This window comes from Mesorhizobium sp. M0514 (genome assembly GCF_040321145.1).
Classification (GTDB): Bacteria; Pseudomonadota; Alphaproteobacteria; order Rhizobiales; family Rhizobiaceae; genus Mesorhizobium.
In genome coordinates, this window is sequence record NZ_JAMYQZ010000044.1 from 17,382 (window position 1) to 43,752 (window position 26,371).

Genomic DNA, 26,371 nt, shown 5'->3' on the forward strand with positions numbered 1-26,371 from the left:
CGGTTCGCGCCTGCCCCGATCAGTGCAGGCCGAATTCGCGCAGCAGTTCTTCGCGATAGCGCACGAAGCGGCTCTCGCTGCGCTCGCGCGGGCGTGGCAGGTCGATGTCGATCAACCGCGCCGCGCCGCCTTTCTCCTTGGGCAGGATCAGCACGCGGTCAGCCAGATAGATCGCCTCCTCCAGATCGTGGGTGACCATCACCATGGTGACGTTCTCTTCGCTCCAGATGCGCGCCAGTTCCTCCTGCATGCCGATCTTGGTCATGGCGTCCAGCGCCCCGAGCGGCTCGTCGAGCAGAAGGATTTCGGGCTGCACGGTGAGCGCCCGGGCGATGCCGACGCGCTGCGCCATGCCGCCGGAAAGCTGGCTCGGAAAAGCATCCGCGAATTCGGCAAGGCCGACCAGGGCGACGTAGAAGCGGGCGCGTTCCTCGGCCTGCCTCTTGGGAACACCGCGCACTTCGAGGCCGAACGCGACATTGCCGAGCACGCTCAGCCACGGCAGCAGCCGCGGCTCCTGGAAGATCACGGCACGCTCGGCGCCGACGCCATGCACCGGCTGGCCGTCGATCGCGACACCGCCGCTGTCGGCCGCCTCCAGCCCGGCCAGAATACGCAGCAGCGTGGTCTTGCCGGAGCCGCTGGCGCCGACAATGACCAGGCATTCCCCCGAACGAATGTCGAGGTTGAGCGTCCGCAGCACGGCAAGCTGGCGCCCGCCGAGGCTGAAGGATTTGGACAGGTCGCGGATCGAGACCTCCCCGCCGCGGTTGGAACCGGTCATCTCATCTCTCAGCTATTTCAGAGCTCAGTTGATCTTGGTTTCGCCGGGCCGGTACAGAATGTCGGCGGCTTTCAGCTTGCCCTTGGCCAGACGGCCGTCGCGCTCCAGCACGGCGACCCAGAAGTCGATGTCGCGGTCGGTCGCCTGCGCACCTTCGCGCAGACCAAAGCCGGTCCAGTAGCGGGCGAGATCGCCGTTTTCACCGCGCTTGTCGAGGATAGTGGCCAGCACCTTGCGGGCTTCGTCCGGGTTCTGGCGCGACCAGTCCGAGGCGCGCGCCGACTGTTCGACGAAGTTGCGCGCCGCATCCGGGTTGGCGGCAATGAAGTCGCGCCTGAGCACGACGAAGCCGCCGGCGAGTTCGCCGAGCACCTGCGTGTCGTCGAACACGCCGCGCACGCCGCCATTGGCGACCAGCGCGCCGGCAAAGGTCGCCTGCCAGTAGCCGAGGCCGGCAATGTCGACTTGGCGCGAGCGCAGCGTCTGCTCAAGCTGCGGGCCGGGCACGACAATGAGGTTGGCGGCGGTCGGCGGCAGGCCGACGCTGTGCAGGGCCTCACGCACCGTATAGTCGAGATGAGCGCCGAGCGTGTTGACCGAGATGGTCTTGCCGGCAATGTCGGCGATCGATTTGATCGGGCTGTCTTCCAGCACGTAGAAGACGCTCTTCACATCCTTGTTGATGCCGTTGCTCGGATACGCCGCGACGAAGTCGTTGCCGCCCGACATCGAGTTGATCACCGCCGCGGTGGCGGCCGAGCCGATGTCGACGCTGCCGGAAGACAGCGCAAACAGCGATTCCGGTCCACCCGAGGAATAGCCGACATTCTCCAGCTCGACGCCGAGCCCTTTGAAGTAGCCGAGCTCGTCGGCCAGCTCATGCGGGGAGATGCTGCCACGGCTGGCGAGGTAGCGGAACTTGACGGCTGCGGCTTGCGCAAAGGCCAGGCGCGGCAGGCCGGCGGCGATGAGGCCGGCGGCAAGCGGCGCGCCGGCAAGCAGCGAACGGCGGGTGATTTTCATGATCGGGTCCTTGTGAGGTAAACGGTGAGGGGCGGACTGCTCAGTTGACAGGATTGCTCCAGCGACAGAGCCGCCGCTGCAGGGTGACCAATGCCTGATTGGCGATCAGGCCAAGCCCGGCGAGGATGACGATTGCCGCAAACATCAGCGGGATCTGGAAATTGTACTGCGCGTTCATCACCTGGAAGCCGATGCCCTTGTTGGCACCGATCATCTCGGACGCGATCAGCAGCAGCAGCGCCGTGGTGGCGCTCAGCCGCAAGCCGACGAAGATCGACGGCACGGCGCCCGGCAGTACGACGCGGCGAAACACGGTGAGCCGGCTCGCACCATAGACGCGCGCCATTTCAAGCAGCTTGGGATCGACTTCCTTGACGCCGCTGGTGGTGTTGAGCAGCAGCGGAAACAGCGTCGCCCAGAAGATGACGAAGATCTTCGAGGTCTCGCCAAGTCCCAAGAGCAGGATGAACACCGGGTAGAGCGCCAGTGCAGAGGTCTGCCGGAACACCTGCAGGATCGGATCGAGCGCGGTTTCGACCGGGCGCACCTGGCCCATGAACAGGCCGAGCGGAATGGCGACGGCGACGGCTGCGGCAAAGGCGATGCCGGCGCGCTGCAGGCTGATGGCGATGTCGCCGAGCAGGCTGCCGCCGGCAAGCCCCTTCCAGAGCGCTTCGACGATCATGTCGATCGGCGGCAGCACCGCCGCGTTGACCCATCCGACGCTGCTCGCCACCTGCCAGAGCGCCAGGAAGCCGGCAAGCACGCCGTAGCGCTTCAGGAAGCGAAAAGCCGCCTTGCTACCGAGGTTCAGGAAGTCGGTGCCGAGCCCGGTTTCGCCACCACCGCGGCGAACCGTGATTTGCCGATCGATGTGCTGCAACGTCATTGCTTCACCCCTTCGATGCCAAGGTCATTCGGCGGCAAGGACGGTCGAGCGGGCGACGGTCCATGGATTTTCCGGGCGCCTGAGGCCGAGATTCTCGCGCAGCGTGCGGCCTTCGTAAGCCGTGCGGAACAGGCCGCGCCGCTGCAGCTCGGGAATGACCAGGTCGACGAAATCGTCGAGCGCGCCGGGCAGCCAGGGCGGCAGGATGTTGAAGCCGTCGGCCGCGTCGCTGGTGAACCATTCCTCCAGCTGATCGGCGACCTGCCTGACGCTGCCGACGATGGTGTAGTGGCCGCGCGCCGTCGCTACCCATTGGTAAAGCTGGCGGATGCTGAAATTGTGCTCGTCGGCAATCTGCCGGATCAGCGCCTGGCGGCTCTTCATGCCTTCGGTTTCCTTGCTCGGCGGCAACGGGCCGTCGAGCGGATAGCCCCTGATGTCGAGCGTCTGGCCGGCAAGACCGTTGAGGAGCGCAACACCGTCCTCGGGCAGGATAAGGTCGTTGAGCTGTTGGTATTTGGCGCGGGCCTCGTCCTCGGTGCGGCCGACGAAGGGCGCGACGCCCGGCATGATCAGCACCTGGTCGGGATCGCGGCCGACTTCAGCCACGCGCGCCTTGATGTCGCGGTAGAATTCCTGCGCCGTCTCGAGCTTCTGATGGGCCGTGAAGATGACCTCGGCCGAGTGCGCGGCAAGCCCACGGCCGTCTTCCGACTGCCCCGCTTGTACGACAACCGGATGTCCTTGCACCGGGCGCGGCACGTTGAGCGGACCCTTGACGCTGAAATGCTCGCCCTTGTGGTCGATGTCGTGCAATCTGTCCTTGTCGTAGAAACGGCCCGACTGCTTGTCGCGGATGAAGGCGTCATCCTCCCAGCTGTCCCACAGCGCCTTGACCGTCTCGACATGCTCATGCGCCCTGGCATAGCGCTCGGCATGGCTGGGCTGGACGTCGCGGTTGAAATTGCGTGCCGTTTCGTCGCCGGCCGAGGTCACCACGTTCCAGCCGGCGCGGCCGTTCGACAACAGGTCGAGCGAAGCGAATTTGCGCGCCAGCGTGTAAGGCTCCTCATAGGTGGTGGACGCCGTTGCGATGAAGCCGAGATGCGTCGTCAGCGGCGCCAGCGCCGCAAACAGCGTCACCGGCTCGAAGCCGGCGATCTTGGCGTTGCCGCCCTCGCGGGCGCCGAGGCCGACGGTCAGGTTGTCGGCCAGGAAATAGGCGTCGAACAGGCCGCGCTCGGCGGTCAGCGCCAGCTGCTTGTGGAACTCGAAATTGGTGGCGCCGTCGGCCGGCGCATCGGGATGACGCCAGGCGGCGATATGCTGCCCGCCGCCGGGCAGGAAAGCGCCTAGCTTGATCTGCCGCGGCCTGCTATCGGACTTGCTGGCTCGAGTCATTGCAGGCGTCCTTCTGGTCTATGCGGGATGGAATATTGCGTCGCGGATCGTGGTTTCAGGCGGCAAGGACGACGCTGTAGGGCACGCCGGCCACCCGGCATGCCTCGGCGACCGCCTGCCGGGCTCGCGCCTTGACTGCCTCTGACACCAGCACGCCATCTGCAAAGTCCTTGTCCGAGGCGTAGATCGCGGTCGGCAGGGTCTGCGCCTCGAAGAAGCCGAACAACGGCCGCAACTGGTGTTCGACGACAAGCGAATGACGCTCGCCGCCGCCTGTTGCCGCCAGGATGATCGGCTTGCCGCGCAGTGACGACGGGTCGAGCAGGTCGAAGAAGTGCTTGAACAGCCCGGTGTAGCTGCCCTTGAAGGTCGGGGAGCCGACCACCAGCACGTCGGCGCCGAGCAGCTGCTCGATAATACCGCGCGCCGCCGGATCGAGATCGCCAAGCTGTCTTGCAGGCGCAAAGGACGGGCCGAGATCCTCGATGTCGAAAACGCTCAAAGCCGAGCCGGCCCGGCTCGCCACCTCACCGGCGATGTGGCTGACGAATGCCTTCGTCTTGGACGGACGGGTCAGGTTGCCGGACAACCCCACCACCAGCTTTTTTGACATCCGAGGCTCCTTCTCGCAAACGCACTATCCGCATTAAGCCTACCGATTTTGTAGAATTAAATGAGCGAGAAGATTTCAAAACCGGGCTCTGAAGCGAATGGAGTTTGCGGTACATCGCCTTTGGTTGGTTCATTTGGCCCCAAAAGCGCCGCGGCAGATGCTGACGCGGTCGCGCAGGGCATCGCCGGGGACCATGGCCTTGGTCCTTTGCGCACCGATGGGTATCGTCGCGAAACCGTCAAGGGCCGGCGGCATTGACACTGCGTTGTGTCAGTGTCGATTGAACCCAATCGCGTGGGCGACGAAGTAGGCAACTGCAATCAAAGAACAGGATACGCGCATGAAGAAGATCGGCTTTCTTTCCTTCGGCCATTGGTCGCCCTCGTTGCAATCGCAGACGCGCTCGGCGTCCGACGCGCTGCTGCAGTCGATCGACCTGGCCGTCGCCGCCGAGGAGCTGGGCGCGGACGGCGCCTATTTCCGCGTCCATCATTTTGCCCGCCAGCTCGCTTCGCCGTTTCCGCTTCTGGCCGCGGTCGGCGCCCGCACCAGCCGCATCGAGATCGGCACCGCCGTCATCGACATGCGCTATGAGAATCCGCTGTATATGGCCGAGGATGCGGGTGCTGCCGACCTGATCGCCGGTGGCCGGCTGCAGCTTGGCATCAGCCGCGGTTCGCCGGAGCAGGTGATCGACGGCTGGCGCTACTTCGGCTACGTGCCGCAGGACGGCAAAAGCGATGCCGACATGGCGCGCAATCATGCCGAGGTTTTCCTGAATGTGCTGCGCGGCGAAGGTTTCGCGCAACCCAATCCGCGGCCGATGTTCCCCAATCCTCCGGGAATGCTGCGGCTCGAGCCATTCTCGGCCGGCCTGCGCGACCGGATCTGGTGGGGCGCCGCTACCAACGCGACCGCCGAATGGGCGGGCAAGCTCGGCATGAACCTGCAAAGTTCGACGCTGAAGTTCGATGAGGGCGGCCAGCCGCTCCACATCCAGCAGGCCGAACAGATCCGCGCCTATCGCGCGGCGTGGAAGGCGGCCGGCCATACACGCGAGCCGCGCGTGTCGGTCAGCCGCAGCATCTTTGCGCTGGTGAACGACCGCGACCGCGCTTATTTCGGCGGCGGCAGCAGCGAAGATCATTTCGGCTATATCGAGCCTGAGAAGCTTGCCGTCTTCGGCCGCTCCTATGCCGCCGAGCCCGATGTGCTGGTCAAGCAGCTGAAAGAGGATGAAGCGATCGCCGAGGCCGACACGCTGCTTCTGACCGTCCCCAACCAGCTCGGCGTCGAGTACAACGCCCACGTGATCGAGGCGATCCTGAAGCACGTCGCGCCGGCTCTGGGCTGGCGCTGACAAGAGGCGCCAGCCGCCGGGCAAACAAAGAGATAGACCGTTTCGCCGGCAAACGGTGAAACGCTCTAAGGGAAGAGGCGGCTAGGCATCCGCCTTGAGGGTCTGCTTCTGCTGGCCGAGCCCCTCGATGCCCAGTTCCACCACATCGCCGGGCTTCAGGAACACCGGCGGCTTCATGCCGAGACCGACGCCGGGCGGGGTGCCGGTGGAGATGATGTCGCCAGGATGCAGCGACATGAACTGGCTGAGATAGGAAACGAGATAGGCGACGCCGTAGACCATGGTCCTGGTCGAGCCGTTCTGCATCGTCTTGCCGTTGACCGTCAGCCACATTTTGAGGTTCTGCGGATCGGCAACCTCGTCCTTGGTGACAAGCCACGGGCCGGTCGGACCAAACGTGTCGCAGCTCTTGCCCTTGGTCCACTGGCCCTGGCGCTCGGCCTGGAAGGCGCGCTCGGACACGTCATGGGCGACGGCATAGCCGGCGACATAATCCAGCGCATCGGCCTCGCTGACATATTTGGCTTTTCTGCCGATGACCACGGCGAGTTCAACCTCCCAGTCGGTCTTTTCCGAGCCGCGCGGGATCAGCACATCATCGTCGGGGCCGACAATGGCCGAGCTCGCCTTCATGAAGATGATCGGCTCCGGCGGCACGGTGGCGCCGGTTTCGGCGGCATGGTCGGAATAATTCAGGCCGATGCAGATGAACTTGCCCGTGCCGGCGACGCAGGCGCCGAGGCGCGGCTTGCCGGAAACCGCCGGCAGCGACTTCGGATCGAGCCTGGACAATGTCTCGATCGACGCCGGATCGAGCGCGTTGCCGGCAATGTCGGCGACATGACCTGAAAGATCGCGGATCGTGCCATCCGCATCGAGCAGGCCGGGGCGTTCGTTCCCTATCTCGCCATAGCGCAGCAGTTTCATCTTGCTCTCCAAATTGTGGCCCAAGGCCGTTTTCAAAACTCGCTCCGCCAAGCGATGACTGGGCGGACTCTGGCTATCGGACCCGACCTGGGGCAAGCCGGACTTTAGAACTGTTCGAGCCTGGACCTGCGGATCGAGGCTATTGCTCAGATCGACCAGCCGCCGTCGATATTATAGGCCTGCCCTGAGGTGTACGTGGCGCCGGCCAGATAAACCGCAAGGTCGGCGATTTCCTCGGGCGTGCCGAGACGGCCCATCGGCTGGCGGGCAATGAAGGCCGCGCGGGCCGCCTCGTAATCGCCCTGCGCATGCATGCGGTCCTGCAGCGACGGGCTTTCGACTGTGCCGGGGCAGATGGCGTTGCAGCGAATGCCCTTGGCGACATAGTCGGCCGCGACCGCCTTGGTCAGGCCGATCACGGCCGCCTTGGTGACGCCGTAGGCGAAACGGTTGGGCACACCCTTACCGGCGCCGGCGACGGACGACATGTTGATGATCGAGCCATCGCCGCGCTCCAGCATGCCGGGCAGTACGGCCCGAATGGTGCGGATCATGGCGCGGACATTGAGGTTGAAGGCGAAATCGAGATCGGCGTCCTTCATCTCGAGGATAGACCCGGAATGGACGAAGCCGGCGCAGTTGAACAGCACGTCGACGCGGCCGATTTCGGCGAAGCCGGATGCCACCGCATCGTCGTTGAGAACGTCGAGCTTGCGGGTCTTGATGCCGGAGGTCTTGGCGAGTTCGGCCAGCAGCGCCTCGTTGATGTCGGTGGCGTGCACGATGGCACCTGCCTTGGCGAAGGCCAATGCGCTCGCTCTGCCGATGCCTTGTGCCGCCGCGGTGACGACAACGACCTTGCCTGCTAGATCCGCCATGCGTTTCTCCTCGCCCTCTTTGGCCACTGCTCGGCCCGATTTACTGCCGGCTGACTGGGGCGTCCCGTGCCAGACAGGCGCGACTATGCGGCCTGCACAATCCATCAGTCCTTAAATAACAAATGTTTTTTCTGGTTAAAGAACACATGTCCAAGCGTCAAGCCCGAACGCGATCACCTTCGCGACGGCCGATGTAATACACATCGCTTGCTCTGATGCAACAACATGTATGACAACCGGACAACGAGTCACGTTTCAGGCGGCATTAGTCGCCGTATGGCACCCAGACGTTCTTCACTTCGACGGCGCGGCGCAACAGGGCATCGCCGGCGGCCTCGTCGGAGGCCCAGTCGAGGCTGCGGCCGTTGCCGGTCCAGACGCGCTTGAGATTGCCGACGGAATCGGCCTCCGCCTTGGCGCAAGTGTCGGCGTCGGCGAACAGCCAGAGCCCGTCGACATCGTCATGCTTGGCCAGCACGCCGGCAAGCTCCGCCGTGCGGCCGGTGACGATGTTGATGGCGCCGGCCGGAACGTCGGAATATTCGATCACCTGGTAGAGATCGGTGGCGAGCAGCGGGTATTTTTCCGACGGCACGGCCACCACGGTATTGCCCATGGCAAGCGCAGGTGCGGTCAGGGAGATGAAGCCGAGCAGCGGCGCGCTGTCCGGGGCGACGATGCCGACGACGCCGACCGGCTCGTGCAGCGCCAGCGTGACGGCGCGGGCCGGTGGCTGATGCACCCTGCCCTCGAACTTGTCGGCAAGGCCGGCATAGAGGAAGAGCCGCTCGATGGACTGTTCTACTTCCTCCCGCGCGGCCTTGGCGTTGGCGCCGGTCAGTTCGGTGAGGCGGGCGGCGAACTCGCCGGTGCGGCCGGACAGGTTTTCGGCGAGATAAAAGAGCACCTGGGAACGGTTGTAGGCGGTCGCTTCCGTCCAGGCCTTGCAGGCGCGGGCGGCGGCAACGGCGTCGCGGATGTCCTTGCGGCTGCCGAGACCGACTTCGCCGGCGAGCTTGCCCTTGGCAGTGGCTATCGCCAGCGAATAATTGCCGTCGGGCCGCACCTGCTTGCCGCCGATGAACAGCTTTGCGGTACGATCGATGGCGCCGCCATCCGATTGCTCGACGGGCTGCGCCGAAGACGCCGTCGGCTTGATCACCGGGCCGAGCGGCAGCTTTGCCGAGAGATACTCGAACATGCCCTCGCGCCCGCCCTCGCGGCCAAAGCCGCTTTCGCGATAGCCGCCGAAGCCGCAGGCGGCGTCGAACATGTTGGTGCCGTTGATCCAGACGACGCCGGCCTTCAGCTGCGGCGCGACATGCAGCGCGAGGTTGATGTTTTCGCTCCACACCGAGGCGCCCAGCCCATAGCGCGTGTTGTTGGCGAGTTCGATCGCTTCCTCGGTGTTGCGGAAGGTCATGGTGGCCAGAACCGGGCCGAAAACTTCTTCTTGCGCCAATATATTTGCCGGCGAAACACCGGTGGCGAGTGTCGGCAGATGGTAGTAGCCGGAAGACGGCAGCACCGCGTCGGGCTGCCAGCAGACGGCGCCCTGTCTGGCGCCTTCTGCGACCAGGCCCTTGACGCGGTCGAGCTGGGTGGCGTCGACCAGCGGGCCGATATCGGTGTTCTTGTCGAGCGGGCTGCCGACGCGAAGCCGGCTCATCCTGACCTTGACCTTGGCGATCAAGGCATCGGCAATGCCTTCCTGCACCAGAAGCCGTGACCCGGCGCAGCAGACCTGGCCCTGGTTGAACCAGATGCCGTCGACCAGTCCTTCGACGGCGCTGTCGAGATCGGCGTCCTCGAAGACGATGAAGGCCGACTTGCCGCCGAGTTCCAGAGACAGTTTCTTGCCCGATCCGGCCGTGGCTTTCCTGATGATCTTGCCGACTTCCGAGGAGCCGGTGAAGGCGATCTTCTGGACGCCGGGATGGTTGACGATGGCGACGCCCGCTTCAGGTCCACCCTGGACGATGTTGACGACTCCCTTCGGCACGCCGGCGCGCTCGCAGATCTCGGCGAACAGGATGGCCGTGAGCGGCGTGAACTCGGCCGGCTTCAGCACCACCGTGCAGCCGGCGGCGAGCGCCGGCGCGATCTTCCAGGCCAACATCAGCAGCGGGAAATTCCATGGGATGATCTGGCCGACGACACCGACGCCCTTGTGGCCGGGGAAATCCTTGTCTAGAGCCTGCGCCCAGCCGGCGTGATGGATGAAATGGCGGATGGCCAGCGGCACGTCGATGTCGCGGCTTTCGCGGATCGGCTTGCCATTGTCGATTGACTCAAGCACTGCGAACAGGCGCTGATGACGCTGCATCGCGCGGCCAATGGCGTAAAGCATTTTTGCGCGCTGGTAGCCCGAGGATGCCGACCATTTCGGTAAGGCCTTGGTGGCTGCGGCGACGGCTGCGTCGATATCGGCGGCGCCGGCATCGGAGATCTTGGCCAGCAGCTTGCCGGATGAGGGTTCGCTGGTCTCGAAGGTCTTGCCGCCGCCTGCTGCCTTCCAGCCGCCGTCGATGAACAGCGCCTTGCCGAAATCGCGTCCGGCAAGCCAGGCATCGGCCTCGGTGCGGGCTTCCGGCGCCGGGCCGTATTCCATGGCGTGATAGCGTTCGAGAATGTTCATGACGCGCTCCAGATAATCGTCTTGGCAGGCGCTCTGTGGCGCCCCCCTCTGTCCTGCCGGACATCTCCCCCACAAGGAGGGAGATTAGCCTTCGCGCCTGTCGGCTCTGAAACGTCGACAATTGGCGAAATCGCCGACGTTAGCCAATCTCCCCCCAAGTGGGGGAGATGTCCGGCAGGACAGAGGGAGGCGCGAAGGAACTCGACGTTCAAGGCCTTCTCCGCCTCACGCCATTGCGTGGCGGTGATTGGCCGAATAATGCCCGGTCAGATGGTGCTCGAGCTGGCGCTCGATATCGGTCAGCAGGCTCGAGGCGCCGAAGCGGAACAGGTCTGGCTCCAGCCATGGCCGGCCGAGCTCCTCCTTCATCAGCACCAGCCAGTCGAGCGAAGCCTTGGCTGTAGAGATGCCGCCGGCCGGCTTGAAGCCGATGAGAAAGCCGGTCTCCTCGAAATAGGCTCGGATGGCGCGCACCATGGCAAGGCCGACGGGCAGCGTGGCGTTGACGCTTTCCTTGCCGGTCGAGGTCTTGATGAAATCGGCGCCGGCCATCATCGCCACCATCGAGGCTAGCATGACATTGCGCAGCGTGGCGAGGTCGCCAGTGCCGAGAATGACCTTCAAATGCGCATCGCCGCAGGCTTCGCGCATCGAGACGATCTCGTTGTAGAGCTCCTGCCATTTGGCGCCGAAGACGAGGCCGCGCGGGATGACGACGTCGATCTCGTCGGCGCCGTCGCGCACCGAAGCCTCGATCTCCTGCAGGCGGGTCGACAGCGGCGCAAGGCCGTGCGGGAAAGCGGTGGAAACGGCGGCGACATGGATGCCGGTGCCGCGCACGGCATCAACAGCCGTCGCGACGAAGGGATGATAGACGCAGACCGCTGCCGGCCGGATTTTTTCGCCCTCGATGCCAAGCCCCTCGACGATGTCGCGGCGGAACGGGTTGATCGCCTTGGCGCACAGGCGGCGGACGCGCTCTTCGGTGTCGTTGGAATTCAGCGTCGTCAAATCCATGCAGGAGACGGCGCGCAGCAGCCAGGCGGCCTGGTTGTCGGCCTTGATCGAACGACGCTTGGTCAGGCTGGCGACGCGGCGCTCCAGCGCCGAGCGATTGACCGAGCGCACCGATTCCATGAAGCCGAGATCGAGCCGCATGCCGGTGTTGCGGGCGATGCCATGCGATTGCGGAACGGGCGTGTTGGCTGCGGCACGCGCCGGCAGCGGCGTGACCTTGGACCCGCCGAGATCGGCTTCGCGGATTGTGCTGCTCATCTCCTGCCCTTTCGCTCGACGATTTTACGTCGTGGTGCGTGTCGTTGCTCCCGGACCGCATGGCGGCTTTAGGCGACGCACACCGAAGATAGCTCGTGAAGCATCGCTTCACGAGTCCTTCAAGCGGTCATAGCAGAAAAAGGCGGCGAAAGCAGCTGAATTTTGACCGCATGGTCAAAATTCCAATCGAGAAGCTGGCGCCGAGGCGCCTGCTGATGTCAGCCGACGAAAGCGCGCTCGACGACGAAGGTCGAGGGATGGCTGAGCGAGCCCTCATGGAAGCCGAGGCTTTCGGCCATTTCCTTGACGTCCTTCAGCATATGCATCGAGCCGCAGATCATGATGCGGTCCGTCTCCGGATTGAGCTTCTCGATGCCGAGGTCGGCGTAGAACTTGCCCGAGCCGATCAGCGCCGTGATGCGGCCCATGCGCGCCGATTCTTCGCGGGTCGTCGAATTGTAGAGGGTGACGCGGCCGCCGGTCAGTTCGCCGATCAGGGGATCGTTCTCGAGCGCGGCCACCAGTTCCTGGCCATAGGTCAGTTCGGCATTGTCGCGGCAGGTGTGGGTCAGGATGACCTGATCGAATTTTTCGTAGGTATCGGGGTCGCGCAGAAGGCTGGCGAAGGGCGCAATGCCGGTGCCGGTCGAGATCATGAACAGGCGCTTTGCCGGGGTCAGCGCGTCGACAACCAGCGTGCCGGTCGACTTCTGGCGCATGATGACGGTGTCGCCGACCTGGATCTTCTGCAGTTCGGAGGTCAGCGGACCATCCGGCACCTTGATCGAGAAGAATTCCAGCTCCTCGTCCCAGGCCGGGCTGGCGACCGAATAGGCGCGGTACACCGGCTTTTCGGCATTGGGCAGACCGATCATGACGAACTCGCCGGAGCGGAAGCGCAACGACTGCGGGCGGGTGATGCGGAACGAGAACAGGCGGTCGGTGTAATGCTTCACCGAGACGACGGTTTCGGCATAGACATTGGCCGGAATCGGGAACTGCAGCGGACGGGCGCCGGCGGTGTTGAGTGCGGATGTGGTGTTCATCAATCCAACTCTGTCTTGCCCAAGCCACTACGCGGGCGCCAAACCGTTTCCTGCGCGCCCAGACCCTTCAGGTCCCGGCGCGCCGTTCACACACTCCAAAGCAGTAAGCTCTTGTGTCCCAAATTTATTAGTATACAAACGATATTTGTGTCAAGATACCACGCTAAAACAGCATTCCAAACTGCGGCATATTCATAGTCCTGGCATTTCGGGTTTCGACAATGAAAGAGAATTTTTCGGTGAAGCAGCCGGATTCCGCGGGCGACGTCGTTGCCGGCATCGATGTCGGCGGAACCTTCACCGACCTCATTTTGATCGACGGCAAAGATGGCGGAAAGGTGCATATCGCCAAGACGCCGACGACGGTCGACAATCAGGCGTTCGGCGTGGTTTCAGCGCTGGGCGCCACAGGCTTTGCCATAGACGGCATCGACCTCATCGTGCATGGCACGACCACCACCACCAATGCGGTGCTGGAACGCAGGCTGGCGAAAACCGGCATGATCACCACGCGCGGTTTTCGCGACGTGATCGAGCTTGGCCGCCGCACACGGCCGCAGCCCTACGGCATGACCGGAAGCTTCGTTCCGATCATCCCGCGCGATCTCAGGCTCGAAGTGTCGGAGCGCGTCGAAGCATCCGGCGCGGTGCGCACGCCGCTCGACGAGGCCGAGATGCGCGACGCCGTGAAGACGCTGATCGGGGCCGGCTGCGAGTCCCTCGTCATCCATTTCCTGCATTCCTACGCCAACCCTGGACATGAGCGGCGCGCCGCCGAAATCGCCGCCGAGCTTTGGCCGAACGGCTACATCACGACTGGCCATGCGCTGCTGTCGGAAGCCCGCGAATTCGAGCGCGGGGTGACCGCCGCGGTGAACGCCTCGGTGCAGCCGATCCTCGAGCGTTATGTCGAGCGGCTGCGCAAGGAATTGGCTGCCAAGGGCTATGCCCGCGACTTCCTGATCATGAACGGCAATGGCGGCATGATCTCGGCCCGCTTCGTCACGCGCGAGTCGGCCAAGACCGTGATGTCAGGCCCGGCTTCGGGTGTCATCGCGGCCGCCTATACGGGCAAGCGCGCCGGCTTTGAAAACCTCGTCACCTACGACATGGGCGGCACCTCGACCGATGTGGCGCTGATCCGCAACGCCGAGCCGGCGGTCTCCAACGAGATCGAGATCGAATATGCGATGCCGATCCATGTGCCGATGGTGGCGGTGCATACGGTCGGCGCCGGCGGCGGCTCGATCGCGCGCGTTGATGCGGCCGGCCTGATCCAGATCGGCCCGGAAAGTGCCGGCGCCAATCCCGGTCCGATCTGCTACGGCCGCGGCGGCTTGGAGCCGACCATCACCGATGCCAATCTGGTGCTGGGACGGCTGGCGCCGAAAAAACTGCTGGCGGTCGAAAATCCGGTCACCGTCGAGCGGGTCACCGGGATCTTCGAAGACAGAATAGGCAAGGCCACCGGCCTCTCCGGCGTCGAGGCGGCGGGTGCAATCCTGCGGCTCGGCAACATGAAAATGGCCGGCGCCATCCGCATGGTCTCGGTGTCGCGCGGCCATGATCCGCGCGATTTCGCGCTGTTCGCCTTCGGTGGCGCCGGGCCGCTGCATGCCTCCGCCCTGGCGCGCGAACTCGGCCTGCCCCGTGTGCTGGTGCCGGCGCGTCCGGGCATCACCAATGCGCTCGGCTGCGTCGTGGCCGATCTGCGCCATGACTTCGTCAACACCATCAACCAGCCGGTCGCCGTGCTCGATGAAGCCAGGCTTCGCGAGGTGCTGGAACGTCACCGCGGGGAAGGCGAGGAACTGATCGGCAAGGAAGCGGTGAAGCCGGAAACGATCCGCGTCACGCACTCTGCCGACATGCAGTTCGTCGGCCAAACCCACATCATCAACGTGGCGCTGCCGTCTTCATCGGTGACAAGGCAAGAGTTGCAGGCGCTGTTCGAAAAAGCCTATTTCGCCCGCTTCAAGGTCGAGTTGCCGGAGATCCGCGCCAATCTGGTCAACCTCAACACGTCGGTGACGGGCGTGCGGCCGGCGATCGACCTGTCACGGCTGATCGACCCGGCCGGACGTACAAAGACGCTAGACGAGGCGCTGCGCGAAACAAGGCCTGTCTGGTACGCAGGGCGCTGGCACGATACGCCGATATACGCACGCGAAAAGTTGCCGCCCGATGCCGTCATCGAAGGGCCGGCGATCCTCGAACAGATGGACGCCACCACCGTGCTCGAACCCGGCGACCGCGCAAGATCGGACGCCGACGGCAACATCATCATCGATATCGGCGAGGCCTGAGATGCAAAAGCTCGACGCCATCACGCTTTCGGTCCTGCAGGCAGCCTTGCAGCAGGTCTGCGACGAGATGGATCTTACTTTCTCCCGCGCTGCCTTCTCGCCTGTCATCGCCGAAGCAAATGACCGCTCCGACGGCATCTACTCCGCCGTCGACGGCTCGTTGATCGCACAAGGCAGCCAGGGCCTGCCGGTGTTCGTCGGCGTCATGCAGTATTCGACCAGGACGGTGATCGAGATGATCGCCAACGGCCGCTGCCTGCCGCCGGAACCCGGCGACATCTACATCGTCAACGATCCCTATCTCGGCGGCACGCATCTGATGGACGTGCGCTTCGCCATGCCGGTCTACCGCGACGGCAAGATATTTTGCTGGCTATCGAATACCGGCCACTGGCCCGATATCGGTGGCTCGGTGCCGGGCGGCTTCTCCGCTTCCGCCACAGCCGTCGAGCAGGAAGGCCTGCGGCTGCCGCCGGTCAAGCTGTTCAAGAAGGGCGTGCTGGACACGGAAATCTACGCCATCATCTGCTCCAACATCCGCGTCGCCGACCAGCGCATCGGCGATATAAGAGCGCAGGCCGCAGCACTGCTGATCGGTCAGGACCGGCTCAATGGAATCCTCGATCGTTACGGCGACGAAACTGTCGTCGGGGCGATCGCCGAACTGCGTCGCCGCGCCGCCGAGCAGATGCGCGCCAACATCTCCGCCATTCCCGACGGCACATACAGTTCGAAGGCCTTTGTCGACTCGGACGGCGTGGTCAACGAACCGCTGACCATCGCGCTCGCCGTCGAGAAGCAGGGCGACACGCTGACCTTCGATTTTACCGGCTCGTCAAAACCATGCGCGGGGCCGATGAACAGCGTGCTGGCGACGACATTGTCGTCGGTCTATCTCGCCATGCGCCATATTTTTCCTGATGTGCCGATCAGCGCCGGCGCCTTCCAGCCCCTGATCGTCAAGCGGCCGGAAGGCACCTTCCTCGACGCCAAATACCCGCGGCCGGTCTCGGGCTGCGCGGCTGAAGTCTCGCAGCGCATCGCCGAGGCGGTGTTCGCGGCGATGGTGCAGGCGCTGCCGGACAAGGTGACGGCCGCGCCCGCCGGCTCCAGCGGCAATTTCGCGCTGGGCGGCAACGATCCGGCGCGCGGCCGCGACTATGTGATGTATCAGATCTCCGGCGGCGGCTATGGCGGCAATTCAGGCCATGACGGGCTGACCAATGGCTGCTCGACCATCGGCATTTCCAAATCACCGCCGGTCGAGATCATGGAGCAGGCGTTTCCTGTGCTCTACCGCCACTATGCCTTGCGCGAAGGCTCGGGCGGCGCCGGCAAGCAGCGCGGCGGCTTCGGCCTCGCCTATGAGGTCGAGATCTTGCGAGGCGAAGCGCGCGCGTCCTTCGTCATGGACCATGGCCGTTTCGGCCCGCAAGGCGCGCTCGGCGGCAAGGACGGCGCGGTGAACACGGTGACCGTGTTCCGCGACGGCGAGGCACATGTGCCGCCGCATCTATCCAAGGAGCAGGACATCGCGCTCAAGGCCGGCGACCGCGTGCGCGTCGGCACGCCCGGGGGTGGCGGCTATGGCGATCCGCGTGAGCGCGACCCGAAACTGGTCGCCGAAGACATCAGGCTTGGTTACTACACCGATGAGCAAGCCAAAGAGCTGTTCGGAACCTGACAGCCGACAGGCCCGAGCCGCGTCAGGTCTGCAGCTTGGCCTTCAGCGCATCGGCGAATTTCTGCGCGATCTTCTTGAAGCCGGCGGGATCGGGATGCAGTTCGTTGGCCCAGTCGGCCACCTTCAACGTTCCCTGCGTGTCGACCAGATGGAAATTGTTGTTGGGATCGTCGGCCAGGCGCTTCACCACATCGCGGAACGCCGCCAGCGCGTCGTGAACGATGACCGTGCCCTTGGCGACCGTCCAGTTGCAGAAATCGAGCGACGGTTTCAGCCACGGGCCGACACAGGACGGATGCGCTCCGTTCGGGATCGGAAAATCATAGCAATGGCCAAAGATCGGCACGCCTGGCGCGACGCGGTCGCGCAGCGCGAACAAATCGAGATAGCAGGCCTCGACCATGCCGAGCGCCTTGGTGAAGCGGTTCTTGTTCAGCCCGGGGGCGTGGCCGTCATTGAAGTCGAGGAAGATGCAGAACTGGTCGCCGGCAATGTCGTTGCCACCGGCAGAGAACAGGATGGCATCGGGCTTGCCGTCCAGCCAGTTGGCCTTGTTGCGCAGGGCGGCGATCATGCGCTGCTGCTTGGGCAGCGACATCTCGTCGGTCGCCGCATCGCCATGATGGGCAAGGTTGAGGATGGTCGGCGGCATCGAGCCGATGCGTCGCAGCTGCGCGATCACGTCGGTGTCGACGAACGGAAAGCCGTTACCGGTGAGCGGATAGTCGAACCAGGAATCGCCCTGCGCCAGCATCACCAGCGGCCGGTTGGCGACGGCCGCCTCGAGATTGCCGGCGCTTTCCCTTGCGGTTTCGAGCCGCTCGATGTTTGCTTGGTGAACCCTGATGCGCTTGGCGATGTCGTCGTCGATGCGCCGTTGCGCGGCTTCCTGCACGAATTCCTGCTGGTCCATCCCCAGGTCCCTCCCATGACCGCTTATGTCCGGCTGAGCATGCGCCGATGTCCATGATCGGTCTGTAATTTAGATCACAGTAAGATTCCTGGGGAAGGACGGCTTGCCGCGCCGTGATCGCCGCAGAGCATGTCGTTTCCGTCTCCGTGGGGCCTGCAAAACACCATAGACTTCTATCCTTGTTTTCGCGCAATTCCGGACGGGAAACCGCCAACACCTTCCCTGGAATTGCTTAGTCAACGGAGATCAGGAACATGCGTCTTTTCGGTCGTTTCGTGCTTGCCGCTTCCGCCGCCCTGCTGCTTGGGACCGGTGCTGCCTCCGCCGAGAAACTCAGGATCGGCACCGAGGGCGCCTATCCGCCCTTCAACTACGCCAATTCGGACGGCACGCTGGGCGGCTTCGACATCGACCTCGGCAAGGCACTGTGCGCCGAAATGAAGGCCGAGTGCGAATTCTCCGTGCAGGATTTCGATGGCTCGATCCCGGCGCTGCAGGCTGGCAAGTTCGACGCCATCATCAACATCACCATCACGCCGGAACGGGCCGAGAAGGTCGAGTTCACCCACAAATATTACCAGACGCCGCCGGCCATCGCCGTGCCGAAGGATTCGACCATCGCCGGCACATCGCCGGACGATCTGAAGGGCAAGGTGCTGGGCGTGCAGAGCGCAACCATCCACCAGAATTTCGCCGAGCAGAAATACTCCGGCTCGACCGTGAAAGCGTATCCGACCGGCGACGACGCCCGCACCGACATGGCCAATGGCCGGCTCGACGCGATGATGGACGGCTCGATCATCCTGACCGAATGGCTGAAGAAGCCCGATGGCGCCTGCTGCAAATTGCTCGGCACGCTGACCGCCGATCCGGCCATTCATGGACCCGGCGTCGGCATCGCCCTGCAAAAGGGCAACAAGGAACTGGCCGACAAGTTCAATGCCGCCATCGACGCCCTGCGTGCCAACGGCAAGTACAAGGAAATCAACGACAAATACTTCTCGTTCGACGTCTACGGAAGTTAACCCCTTCACCGCTCCTACCTCGGCAGCGCCATCAGGCGCTGCCGTTTTCATGAGATGACGGAGAAGTTTCTTGGTTGAGCGGCGCTCCCCTTTCTACACCAGCATCGTTGGCCTCGGCGCCACGATGGGCCGGGTCGGCGGCGACTTCGTCTCGGCCAAAACTTATTCCGGCATCGCCGACGAGCATCTGAACACGCGCAAGAATGTCGGCGTGCAGGATCTCAGCACCATGGGCAAGATGGACATCAAGGGGCCGGAAGCGGAGGCGCTGGTCAACCACATCATCGTCAACGATGCGGCCGCGATGAGCCCCGGCCAGGTGCGCTATTCCACCGTCTGCCGCGACGATGGCGGCATCATGGACGACCTCACCGTGTTCCGGCTGGGATCGGAGCATTTCATGCTGGTGACCGGTTCGGTCAACCGGCTGAAGATGCTGCCCTGGCTGCAGCATCATGCTGAAGCGCGAAAGGCCTATGTCACCGACATCACGGCGGCCGTCGCCTTTCCGACGATACAGGGGCCGCGTTCACGCGAGCTGCTGAAAGCACTGGTTTCGGATGCCGATCTCGATGAGTTGAAACGCTGGGCGTTCACTTCAGGGCGCGTCGGCGAGACCAAAGTCCTGATCTCACGCACCGGGGTGACCGGCGAGCTCGGCTTCGAACTGTTCGTGCCGGCGGACGAGGCCACTTCCGTCTGGGACGCGCTGATGCGGACCGGTAGCGATTTCGGCCTGAAGCCATACGGCGTGCTGGCCATGTTCACGCTCGGGCTGGAAAAGGCCTATCCGGCGCATGGCATCGACATGGACGAGAGCCGTACGCCCTTCCATGTCGGGCTCGATCGCTGGATCAAGTTCGACAAGGGCGAGTTCATCGGCCGCGAGGCATTGCTCACAATTCGCGGCAAGGGGCTCGACGAACGCTGGACCGGGCTGATTCTCGACGGTGACAAGCCGGCCGCGACGGATGCCAGGGTTTTCGCCGACGGCGAGGATGCCGGCGTCGTCACCTACAGCGATCACGGCTATTCGCTGGGCAAGGTGCTGGCGACCGCGCATCTGCGGCTGCCGTTCACCGCCATCGGCACCGAACTCAGCATCGACATTGACGGCAAGCGGACACGCGCGGTGGTGGCGCCGATGCCGTTCTTCGATCCAGAAGGCACGAGACTGCGCGCCTAGGCGAGTTTCGCCAGCAGCCGCATAAACGTAGCGGCCTCCTTGGCGGTCAGCGGCGCCAGCGTTTCCTGGGTGATGGCGCGGGCCAGCGGGATCAGCCGCTCGATCGCCTCGCGTCCCCGGGGCGTGAGACTGACCAGCAGGCGCCTTTTGTCGACCTCATGCTTGGTCAGGTCGACCAGGCCGCGCGCTTTCAGTCGGTCGATGACGCCCTTGACCGTCGCCGCGTCCATGGCAATCAGCGTGCCGAGCTGGTTCTGCGAGGTCTCGCCGACATCGTGCAGTTTGGCGAGTGCTGCAAATTGCGGCGGCGTCAGGTCGCTGATCTGGGCGGCAAAGATCGAGACATGGCGCTGATGCGCCTTGCGCAGGATGAAGCCGACCTGCTCCTGCAGGCGGTAGTCATGTTCGTCGGGCTCTTCGGCCTCGACGAGCTTGAGAAGATTGTCCCCGCCGCTCATCGCAAGCCGTCCCAGGCCTTGATGTCGCCGACCGCCAGGCCGCCCATGCGGTCGTGCACGCGGGGGCCGCAGCTCATGGCGAGGCAGAACAGGATTTCGTCGGCGCGCGGCCCGTCGCTGAGACCGACCTCCATGGCGTCGAAATGGCTACGCACATAGGCGGCGTTGGTGTGGCCGAGCGGCACGTCGAGCCGCGAGCCGAAGGCGCCGACCTTGGTTGCCGACGGCACGATCGCCTTGGCGTCGCCCAGCCGCTCGCGCATGGCGTAACCGCCAGGAACGTGCCACAGCGCGCCGTGCTCCAGCTCCCCTGACGAACCGACGATGGTGCCCTTGCCGTAGGCGTCGATCTGCTTGATGTCGCCGCCCAATGCGGCAATGAGCTTGTCGGTGAGCAGCAGGCCGAGCGGCTTCAGATCGTCCATGGCGCTCTGCAGTTCTTCGACGTAGCGGCCGGCGAACGGGTTCTTCACCAGGGCCACGGCTGCGGCGCGGCGGCGCGGCGCAGCAGCGACCGGCCCGCCATCGTGAAAGATCTCTTCGGTCAGAACCGCGATCTTGCGGATCGGAAACTCAGGCATGGGCAACTTCCTTCCCTGGATTTTTGTTGGGCGCGGCAAGCGCCATGGAACCACTGATGCGCGCTTCCCCACCTAGAAACAGCGCCGATGCGGCAATCAGGCCGCGCCGGCGAAAATCTTCGGCGACGGCAAGGCCATTGTCCAGCGCCCGCTCCACATCGCCACGCGCGAGCATGCCGACGGCTTGTGTCACCAGCCGTGCACCGAGGTCGCTGTCGGGCGCCAAGTCCTGCGCGGGAATGCGCTTGATGGCGGGATTGCCGGGCAGGTCGACGGCGTTGGCAATGAGTGTCGCGGCCGCATCGGCCTCGGCGCCGGTGTGCGCCAGCACGGTGACGGCGTCGGCAATGCCAAGCGAGAACGAACGGCCGCGCCAGCCGCTGGTGGCGACGCCGCGCACGCCGTCCGCCGAGCGAATGGTGAGGCGGTCGGCCATGCCGTTGCCGGTGCCGGCGATCGCCAGGTTCATCGACTGGCCCTTGCCGATATGGAGGGCGCTGTCGCCGCCATTGTTGACATAGGCCCGGTCGAGCTTGCGACCGGCAAGCAATGCCGAGAGCATTTCGTCGGCTACCGATCCCGCGACGGCGGCCATCGGCGTGATGAAGCATTCCGCCAACGGCATGACGGCTGCTTCCATGCGCCGCGCGGTCGGGCCGGCGAAGGTGCGCGGCGCCAGGAAAAATGCCGGCAGCCGCAATTCGGGAAGCTCCTCGACCAACTCGATCAGGATCGTCTGGAAGCGCTCGATCGCCTGATCGTAGGCGGCACGACACTCAGCCGCCTCACCAAAGGCCTCGACGATCAGGTCGATCGGCCCGTGGTTGAGGTGCAGCCGCTTGCCGTCCTGCAGCCAGTGGACTTGCGGGCCTTGCATCAAGAGGCCCCGTTCGAGCCGACGCGGCGCAACTGCGCCAGCGGCGGCCATGGGTTTTGAGCCTCGGCGCCTGAGCCGCGACGCGGGTTGAGATATTCGCCGCCCCTGGCAACGATATCCTCGACGCTGCGTATCTCGGCCTCGTAGCCGCCCAGCCGGACATAGTCGTCGCGGCGTAGCGTGAATTCGATCGGCGCCACCAGCGCCGGCGTCGGCACATAGCCGAAGGCGCCTTCCGGCACGCGCATGACGTCGACCATCAGCGTGATGCCGCCGCCCGGCCAGACATAGACCGGCGCGCCGCCAACGGTAACATAGGTATTCAAGCCCTGCACCGAGCGGGTGAGATTGACCGGGTTTTCGGTGACGCCGGCGCGCAGCGAACCGCCGGCGCCGCCGATGAACAGCACGGTGCAGAGCGCCGGCTCGCAATTGTCCTCGATCAGGCCGACCGATTTCTGCAGCCGCTCGGGGAACGGTTTTTCCACCGGCTTCAACTCGTCGTCGAGCTCGTAATAGGCGAACTGCTCGCCGGTGGTCGACACCATCAGCAGCGACAGGCCGGGGCGGGCGCCCTTCTTGGCGTTCCATTCGCCGAGGATCGACAGCGGGTCGGAAATCGAGGTGCCGCCCCAGCCGAGGCCGGGCTCGGAAACCTTGAAATAGCGGCCCGGCGTCGAACGGCGGCCGATGATCTTGATGCCGGTATCCTGCCAGCCCAGCACCTTGCCGGCCTGATGCTCGGAGACGACGCCGGTGATATGGTCGTCGACCACCACCACCTCGTCGACAAGGCCGCGCCATTGCGTGGCGAACATGCCGATGGTGGCCGACCCGCAGCCGACCCGCATACGGTGTTCCTGCTTGCCGTCGATGACAGGTGGTTTGCCGGCTTCGACGATGATGGTGGCGCCGCCATCGATGGTCAGTTCGACCGGCTTGCGATTGCACAGACTGAGCATCGCGTCGCAGGTTGCCCGGCCTTCGGCCTTGGAGCCACCGGTCAAATGATGCACTCCGCCGAGCGACAGCATCTGCGAGCCGTATTCGCCTGTCGTGACGTGGCCGATCGGCTCGCCTTGCGCGCGCACGATTGCCGTTTCGGGACCGAGATGGCGGTCGGTGTCGATCTTCACCTTGACGCCGCAGTACGAAAAAATGCCTTCGGTGACCACGGTCACCAGATCGACCCCCTCGACCTCCTGGCTGACGATGAAGGGAGCCGGCTTGTAGTCGGGATAGGTGGTGCCGGCGCCGATTGCAGTGACGAAGCGGCGGCCGGTGTTGACCAGTTCGCCGTCCCATTGCTCGCCCTCGGCAGTGAAAGGCACGACCGCGGCGCCGCTCTCTGCCGCATGGTCGAGGATGGTCAGCGGGTCCATACGCACGATGCGGCCACCGACATTGCCGTAGCGGTCGCAGGCGCCGGTGCGGCCATCGGCGATGTAGCACATCACCGGACAGGCATCGCAGCGGATCTTTTCCGCCACCAGCTTTTCGCCCGGATCGTGGGTTTCGAAGCGTTCGGCAAGCTCGCTCATCGGCGTGCCTCCTTGTCGCGGATGCCATCTTTTTCGCGGATGGCGGCGCGGATGCGCGCCGGCGTCGCCGGAACCTTGGTGATGAGAACGCCGGTGGCGTGGCGTATGGCGTTGAGGATGGCGGGTGCGGTCGGGATCAGCACATGCTCGCCCAGGCCCTTGGCGCCGAACGGTCCCTCCGGATCGGGAACCTCGATCAATATGTGCTCGATCTCAGGCACATCGCCGATGGTCGGGATGAGATAGTCGTGCAAATTCTCGGTGCGACCGGGGATGTATTCCTCCATCAGCGCCATGCCGATGCCTTGCGCGATGCCACCTTCGATCTGGCCTTCGACCAGCAGCGGGTTGATAGCCTTGCCGACATCGTGCGCGGCGGTGATTTTCAAGAGCTTCACCGTGCCGAGCTTGAGATCGACTTCGAGTTCGGCGATCTGCGCGCCATAGCCATAGACGGCGTAAGGCTTGCCCTGGCCCTTGGCATCGAGCGGCAGCGTCGGCGGATCGTAGGTCTCCTCGGCGCGAAAGACGAAACTGTCCGCATCGACATCGAGCGCGGCGAGATCGATGCGCCGAGTGGCTTCGCCTTCACGAATGACGATCGCCGGGCCGTCCAATTGCAGGGCAGCGTTCTCCGAGACATTGGCAAAGCGCAGGATTTTTTCGCGCAAGGCGCGGCCGGCCTTCTCGGCCGCCTTGCCGGTGACAAAAGTCTGGCGCGATGCCGATGTTTTGCCGGCGTCGGGGCTGATCGCAGTGTCGGCGCTCTTCAGCTTGAATTTTTCCAGCGGCAGGCCGAGTGCGTCGGCGCAGATCTGGGCGATGACGGTGTTGGAGCCCTGGCCGATATCGACGGCGCCCTGATGCAGGATGACCTCCCCCTCTGGCGAGATACCGACCCTTATGGTCGACGGATTGGGCAGCGAGGTGTTGCCGCAGCCATACCAGCAGGACGCGATGCCGACGCCGCGCTTTTTGCTCGTATTGGCATTGTTGAATGTATCTGCGTCGGCCGTCGCGCGAGCCCAATGCAGCCGCAAGGAGTCGAGGCACTCGAATATGCCGACGCCCGACTCCAGTCGCTGTCCGGTAACCGTTTCGGATCCGTTCCGAAGGCAGTTCTTCAGCCGAAAATCGAGCCGGTCCATGCCAAGCTTGCCGGCGAGCTCATCATAGAGCGTCTCCTGCATGATCGTCGCCTGCGGCACGCCGAAGCCACGGAAGGCGCCGGAGATCGGCCCGTGGGTGTGGATGGCGCGGCCTTCGGCGCGGTAGTTCGGCGTCGCATAGGGACCGGAGGCATGCACCGGCACGCGGTTGGCGACGGTCGGGCCCCAGCTGGCATAGGCGCCGGTGTTGAAATCGCCTGTGAAGACCATGCCGGTGACATGGCCCTCGGCATCTACGCCGATGGTCGCCTTCATCTCCGACGGATGTCGCTTGGTGGTCGACATCATGGATTCGGTGCGGGTGTAGGCAAGCGCCGCCGGCCGGCCGGTCTTCAGTGCCACAAGCCCGATGAGCGGCTGCAGCGACACGTCGAGCTTCGAGCCGAAGCCGCCGCCGGTCGCGGTCGGCACGATGCGCACCTTGTCGACGGCAAGACCGAGCACCTTTGCCGTTTCGTCACGGTCCATGTAGGGGGCCTGGGTGCAGGCGACGACGACCAGCGTGTCGCCGTCCATGTAGGCATGGCCGGCTTCCGGCTCGATATAGGCGTGCTCGACATAGGAGGTGTCGATGGCACCGGACACCGTGTAAGCAGCCTCGCCAAGCGCCGTCTCGGGGTCGCCGCGCTCGACAAAGCCCTTGGTCAACAAATTGGCCGGGCGGTTCGCGTGGATGAGCGCAGCCCCTTCTGCCTGCGCGTCGCCGGGCTGCAGAAAATGCGGCAGCTCGGTCCAGCGGACCGGGAAATCCTGGAGGTCGAGATCGAGCATGGCCTCGCGCTCGCCGGCGACCAGCGCCACTGCCTCGCCGCGCAGCCGCGCAAAGCCTTCGGCCAGCGCCGGCTGGTCGGCAAACGGACCGATGACGCCGAAACAGTTTTTTCCCGGGATGTCGGCGGCGGTGAAGACGCCGGCGATGCCGGGATGCGACTTCACCCAGCCCTCCAGGTCGCCGAAGGCGAAGCCGGCATGATAATGCGGCGAGCGGACCACCAGCACAGCCAGCGCATCGGCGGGAAAGGCATCGCCGCCGAATTTTTCAGCGCCGGTGACTTTTGGCACGCCGTCGAGCCGGACCGGGGAGGCGCCTACAGCATTCCCTGTGGTTGGCATTCTACGTTCAAAGTTGAATTCCAACGAATGACGTTGGCGCTGCCCCTCACCCTTACCCTCTCCCCGTGAAGAACGGGGAGAGGGGAGCGTCGGCGCTGGAGCACTTCCCTTCTCCCCGTCACTATACGGGGTGAGGGTGCCGGCAGGCGGATGAGGGGCAGCGCCGTCGGTCGACGTCTCGAACCGTCCCGCATCCATCACTGCCGCGATGATCTTTCTGTAGCCGGTGCAACGGCAGAGGATGCCGCCCAGCGCATCCTGCACCTCGGTCTCGGTCGGATTCGGCGTGCCATCCAGCAGCGCCGTTGCCGCGACCAGCAGCGCCGGCGTGCAGATGCCGCATTGCGCGGCGCCATGCGCCAGGAAGGACGCCTGCAGAGCCGAGAGCCGGCCATTGGCGAGGCCTTCGACGGTCGTTACGGACGTCCCGGCTGCGGAGGCCGCCGGCATCAGGCAGGCGCAGACGGCGTCGCCGTCGACCAGCACCGTGCAGGCGCCGCAATCGCCGGCATCGCAGCCAACCTTGGTGCCCGTCAGCTGCAATTCGTCGCGCAAAACCTGCGACAGACGGCGCAGCGGCGGCACATTGACCGAGACGGCGGCGCCATTGACGGCGAAGGCGATCTCGGCGCGATCGAGGCCGACGCCCGGCACGAGGTCGGGCAGGGCTTCAATCATCTCGGA

General features: G+C 64.6%; 22 protein-coding genes. 6 read left to right on the forward strand and 16 right to left on the reverse strand.

Going from position 1 to position 26,371, the window contains the following annotated elements:
* Positions 1–19: 19 nt before the first annotated feature.
* The 5 genes from NKI61_RS18795 to msuE are packed head-to-tail and all read right to left on the reverse strand — an operon-like array spanning position 20 to position 4,710.
* The gene (locus NKI61_RS18795) at positions 20–784 is read right to left on the reverse strand and encodes an ABC transporter ATP-binding protein (protein ID WP_023683542.1); all 765 of its coding nucleotides are present in this window, start codon (positions 782–784) and stop codon (positions 20–22) included.
* A gap of 24 nt (positions 785–808) precedes the next feature.
* Positions 809–1,807 carry an ABC transporter substrate-binding protein gene (locus tag NKI61_RS18800; RefSeq protein ID WP_023746533.1) on the reverse strand — a complete coding sequence of 333 codons (999 nt, stop codon included), beginning with the start codon at positions 1,805–1,807 and terminating at the stop codon, positions 809–811.
* A gap of 40 nt (positions 1,808–1,847) precedes the next feature.
* Positions 1,848–2,696: an ABC transporter permease gene (locus tag NKI61_RS18805; protein ID WP_023746532.1), complete on the reverse strand. Its 849-nt coding sequence runs from the start codon at positions 2,694–2,696 to the stop codon at positions 1,848–1,850.
* A gap of 24 nt (positions 2,697–2,720) precedes the next feature.
* Positions 2,721–4,097 carry an LLM class flavin-dependent oxidoreductase gene (locus NKI61_RS18810; protein WP_352840252.1) on the reverse strand — a complete coding sequence of 459 codons (1,377 nt, stop codon included), beginning with the start codon at positions 4,095–4,097 and terminating at the stop codon, positions 2,721–2,723.
* 55 nt (positions 4,098–4,152) lie between these two features.
* On the reverse strand, positions 4,153–4,710 hold the full coding sequence (gene msuE, locus NKI61_RS18815) for an FMN reductase (protein WP_023683545.1): 558 nt from the start codon (positions 4,708–4,710) through the stop codon (positions 4,153–4,155).
* A 60-nt stretch (positions 4,711–4,770) separates the two neighbouring features.
* Here msuE and NKI61_RS18820 point away from each other — a divergent pair, with 60 nt between their 5' ends.
* Both NKI61_RS18820 and NKI61_RS18825 read left to right on the forward strand, forming a co-directional pair.
* Positions 4,771–4,968 (forward strand): hypothetical protein, encoded by a 198-nt coding sequence (locus NKI61_RS18820; protein WP_155923605.1) that lies wholly within the window; start codon positions 4,771–4,773, stop codon positions 4,966–4,968.
* 82 nt (positions 4,969–5,050) lie between these two features.
* Positions 5,051–6,070, forward strand: coding sequence for an LLM class flavin-dependent oxidoreductase (locus tag NKI61_RS18825; RefSeq protein ID WP_352840253.1), 1,020 nt, complete (start codon positions 5,051–5,053; stop codon positions 6,068–6,070).
* 81 nt (positions 6,071–6,151) lie between these two features.
* Here the strand turns inward: NKI61_RS18825 and NKI61_RS18830 are convergent, their stop codons facing one another.
* The 5 genes from NKI61_RS18830 to NKI61_RS18850 form a co-directional block, all read right to left on the reverse strand.
* Positions 6,152–6,997 carry a fumarylacetoacetate hydrolase family protein gene (locus NKI61_RS18830; RefSeq protein ID WP_352840254.1) on the reverse strand — a complete coding sequence of 282 codons (846 nt, stop codon included), beginning with the start codon at positions 6,995–6,997 and terminating at the stop codon, positions 6,152–6,154.
* Between the two features lie 146 nt (positions 6,998–7,143).
* A complete protein-coding gene (locus tag NKI61_RS18835; protein ID WP_352840255.1) occupies positions 7,144–7,875 on the reverse strand; it encodes an SDR family oxidoreductase in 732 nt (243 codons plus the stop codon).
* 265 nt (positions 7,876–8,140) lie between these two features.
* The gene (locus NKI61_RS18840; protein WP_352840256.1) at positions 8,141–10,513 is read right to left on the reverse strand and encodes an aldehyde dehydrogenase family protein; all 2,373 of its coding nucleotides are present in this window, start codon (positions 10,511–10,513) and stop codon (positions 8,141–8,143) included.
* 225 nt (positions 10,514–10,738) lie between these two features.
* Positions 10,739–11,788 (reverse strand): deoxyribose-phosphate aldolase, encoded by a 1,050-nt coding sequence (gene deoC, locus NKI61_RS18845; protein WP_023689207.1) that lies wholly within the window; start codon positions 11,786–11,788, stop codon positions 10,739–10,741.
* Between the two features lie 218 nt (positions 11,789–12,006).
* The gene (locus NKI61_RS18850; RefSeq protein WP_023683551.1) at positions 12,007–12,834 is read right to left on the reverse strand and encodes a ferredoxin--NADP reductase; all 828 of its coding nucleotides are present in this window, start codon (positions 12,832–12,834) and stop codon (positions 12,007–12,009) included.
* A gap of 221 nt (positions 12,835–13,055) precedes the next feature.
* On the opposite strand from NKI61_RS18850, the gene NKI61_RS18855 reads away from it, so the two are divergent.
* On the forward strand, positions 13,056–15,140 hold the full coding sequence (locus tag NKI61_RS18855; RefSeq protein ID WP_352840257.1) for a hydantoinase/oxoprolinase family protein: 2,085 nt from the start codon (positions 13,056–13,058) through the stop codon (positions 15,138–15,140).
* 1 nt (position 15,141) lies between these two features.
* Positions 15,142–16,824 (forward strand): hydantoinase B/oxoprolinase family protein, encoded by a 1,683-nt coding sequence (locus tag NKI61_RS18860; protein ID WP_352840258.1) that lies wholly within the window; start codon positions 15,142–15,144, stop codon positions 16,822–16,824.
* 22 nt (positions 16,825–16,846) lie between these two features.
* Here the strand turns inward: NKI61_RS18860 and NKI61_RS18865 are convergent, their stop codons facing one another.
* The gene (locus NKI61_RS18865; protein ID WP_023689203.1) at positions 16,847–17,737 is read right to left on the reverse strand and encodes an SGNH/GDSL hydrolase family protein; all 891 of its coding nucleotides are present in this window, start codon (positions 17,735–17,737) and stop codon (positions 16,847–16,849) included.
* 254 nt (positions 17,738–17,991) lie between these two features.
* Between NKI61_RS18865 and NKI61_RS18870 the strand changes: the two genes are divergently transcribed.
* Together NKI61_RS18870 and NKI61_RS18875 are read left to right on the forward strand one after the other, a co-directional pair.
* On the forward strand, positions 17,992–18,762 hold the full coding sequence (locus NKI61_RS18870) for an ABC transporter substrate-binding protein (RefSeq protein WP_023755444.1): 771 nt from the start codon (positions 17,992–17,994) through the stop codon (positions 18,760–18,762).
* Between the two features lie 70 nt (positions 18,763–18,832).
* Positions 18,833–19,948 carry an aminomethyl transferase family protein gene (locus NKI61_RS18875; RefSeq protein ID WP_352840259.1) on the forward strand — a complete coding sequence of 372 codons (1,116 nt, stop codon included), beginning with the start codon at positions 18,833–18,835 and terminating at the stop codon, positions 19,946–19,948.
* On the opposite strand, the gene NKI61_RS18880 is transcribed toward NKI61_RS18875, so the two are convergent.
* From NKI61_RS18880 to NKI61_RS18900, 5 genes are read right to left on the reverse strand one after another with little or no spacing between them, the layout of a single operon-like run.
* A complete protein-coding gene (locus tag NKI61_RS18880; RefSeq protein WP_023700432.1) occupies positions 19,945–20,406 on the reverse strand; it encodes a MarR family winged helix-turn-helix transcriptional regulator in 462 nt (153 codons plus the stop codon). The two genes, NKI61_RS18875 and NKI61_RS18880, sit on opposite strands and share 4 nt — an antisense overlap.
* Positions 20,403–20,987: an amino acid synthesis family protein gene (locus NKI61_RS18885; protein ID WP_023806235.1), complete on the reverse strand. Its 585-nt coding sequence runs from the start codon at positions 20,985–20,987 to the stop codon at positions 20,403–20,405. Before NKI61_RS18885 ends, NKI61_RS18880 begins: the two co-directional genes overlap by 4 nt.
* Entirely contained in the window at positions 20,980–21,864 is an 885-nt protein-coding gene (locus NKI61_RS18890; protein ID WP_023729752.1) for a UPF0280 family protein, read from the reverse strand. The genes NKI61_RS18885 and NKI61_RS18890 overlap by 8 nt, the downstream gene beginning before the upstream one ends.
* Positions 21,864–23,405, reverse strand: a complete 1,542-nt coding sequence (locus tag NKI61_RS18895; protein WP_352840260.1) for a 6-hydroxynicotinate reductase — start codon at positions 23,403–23,405, stop codon at positions 21,864–21,866. Before NKI61_RS18895 ends, NKI61_RS18890 begins: the two co-directional genes overlap by 1 nt.
* A complete protein-coding gene (locus NKI61_RS18900; protein WP_502899906.1) occupies positions 23,402–26,365 on the reverse strand; it encodes a molybdopterin-dependent oxidoreductase in 2,964 nt (987 codons plus the stop codon). The genes NKI61_RS18895 and NKI61_RS18900 overlap by 4 nt, the downstream gene beginning before the upstream one ends.
* Between the last annotated feature and the right edge of the window lie 6 nt (positions 26,366–26,371).

Bases quoted from the DNA above. Each gene is read 5' to 3' on its own strand.
- NKI61_RS18795 (WP_023683542.1), bottom strand. From the start codon at position 784: ATGACCGGTTCCAACCGCGGCGGGGAGGTCTCGATCCGCGACCTGTCC.
- NKI61_RS18800 (WP_023746533.1), bottom strand. From the start codon at position 1,807: ATGAAAATCACCCGCCGTTCGCTGCTTGCCGGCGCGCCGCTTGCCGCC.
- NKI61_RS18805 (WP_023746532.1), bottom strand. From the start codon at position 2,696: ATGACGTTGCAGCACATCGATCGGCAAATCACGGTTCGCCGCGGTGGT.
- NKI61_RS18810 (WP_352840252.1), bottom strand. From the start codon at position 4,097: ATGACTCGAGCCAGCAAGTCCGATAGCAGGCCGCGGCAGATCAAGCTA.
- msuE (WP_023683545.1), bottom strand. From the start codon at position 4,710: ATGTCAAAAAAGCTGGTGGTGGGGTTGTCCGGCAACCTGACCCGTCCG.
- NKI61_RS18820 (WP_155923605.1), top strand. From the start codon at position 4,771: ATGAGCGAGAAGATTTCAAAACCGGGCTCTGAAGCGAATGGAGTTTGC.
- NKI61_RS18825 (WP_352840253.1), top strand. From the start codon at position 5,051: ATGAAGAAGATCGGCTTTCTTTCCTTCGGCCATTGGTCGCCCTCGTTG.
- NKI61_RS18830 (WP_352840254.1), bottom strand. From the start codon at position 6,997: ATGAAACTGCTGCGCTATGGCGAGATAGGGAACGAACGCCCCGGCCTG.
- NKI61_RS18835 (WP_352840255.1), bottom strand. From the start codon at position 7,875: ATGGCGGATCTAGCAGGCAAGGTCGTTGTCGTCACCGCGGCGGCACAA.
- NKI61_RS18840 (WP_352840256.1), bottom strand. From the start codon at position 10,513: ATGAACATTCTCGAACGCTATCACGCCATGGAATACGGCCCGGCGCCG.
- deoC (WP_023689207.1), bottom strand. From the start codon at position 11,788: ATGAGCAGCACAATCCGCGAAGCCGATCTCGGCGGGTCCAAGGTCACG.
- NKI61_RS18850 (WP_023683551.1), bottom strand. From the start codon at position 12,834: ATGAACACCACATCCGCACTCAACACCGCCGGCGCCCGTCCGCTGCAG.
- NKI61_RS18855 (WP_352840257.1), top strand. From the start codon at position 13,056: ATGAAAGAGAATTTTTCGGTGAAGCAGCCGGATTCCGCGGGCGACGTC.
- NKI61_RS18860 (WP_352840258.1), top strand. From the start codon at position 15,142: ATGCAAAAGCTCGACGCCATCACGCTTTCGGTCCTGCAGGCAGCCTTG.
- NKI61_RS18865 (WP_023689203.1), bottom strand. From the start codon at position 17,737: ATGGACCAGCAGGAATTCGTGCAGGAAGCCGCGCAACGGCGCATCGAC.
- NKI61_RS18870 (WP_023755444.1), top strand. From the start codon at position 17,992: ATGCGTCTTTTCGGTCGTTTCGTGCTTGCCGCTTCCGCCGCCCTGCTG.
- NKI61_RS18880 (WP_023700432.1), bottom strand. From the start codon at position 20,406: ATGAGCGGCGGGGACAATCTTCTCAAGCTCGTCGAGGCCGAAGAGCCC.
- NKI61_RS18885 (WP_023806235.1), bottom strand. From the start codon at position 20,987: ATGCCTGAGTTTCCGATCCGCAAGATCGCGGTTCTGACCGAAGAGATC.
- NKI61_RS18890 (WP_023729752.1), bottom strand. From the start codon at position 21,864: ATGCAAGGCCCGCAAGTCCACTGGCTGCAGGACGGCAAGCGGCTGCAC.
- NKI61_RS18895 (WP_352840260.1), bottom strand. From the start codon at position 23,405: ATGAGCGAGCTTGCCGAACGCTTCGAAACCCACGATCCGGGCGAAAAG.
- NKI61_RS18900 (WP_502899906.1), bottom strand. From the start codon at position 26,365: ATGATTGAAGCCCTGCCCGACCTCGTGCCGGGCGTCGGCCTCGATCGC.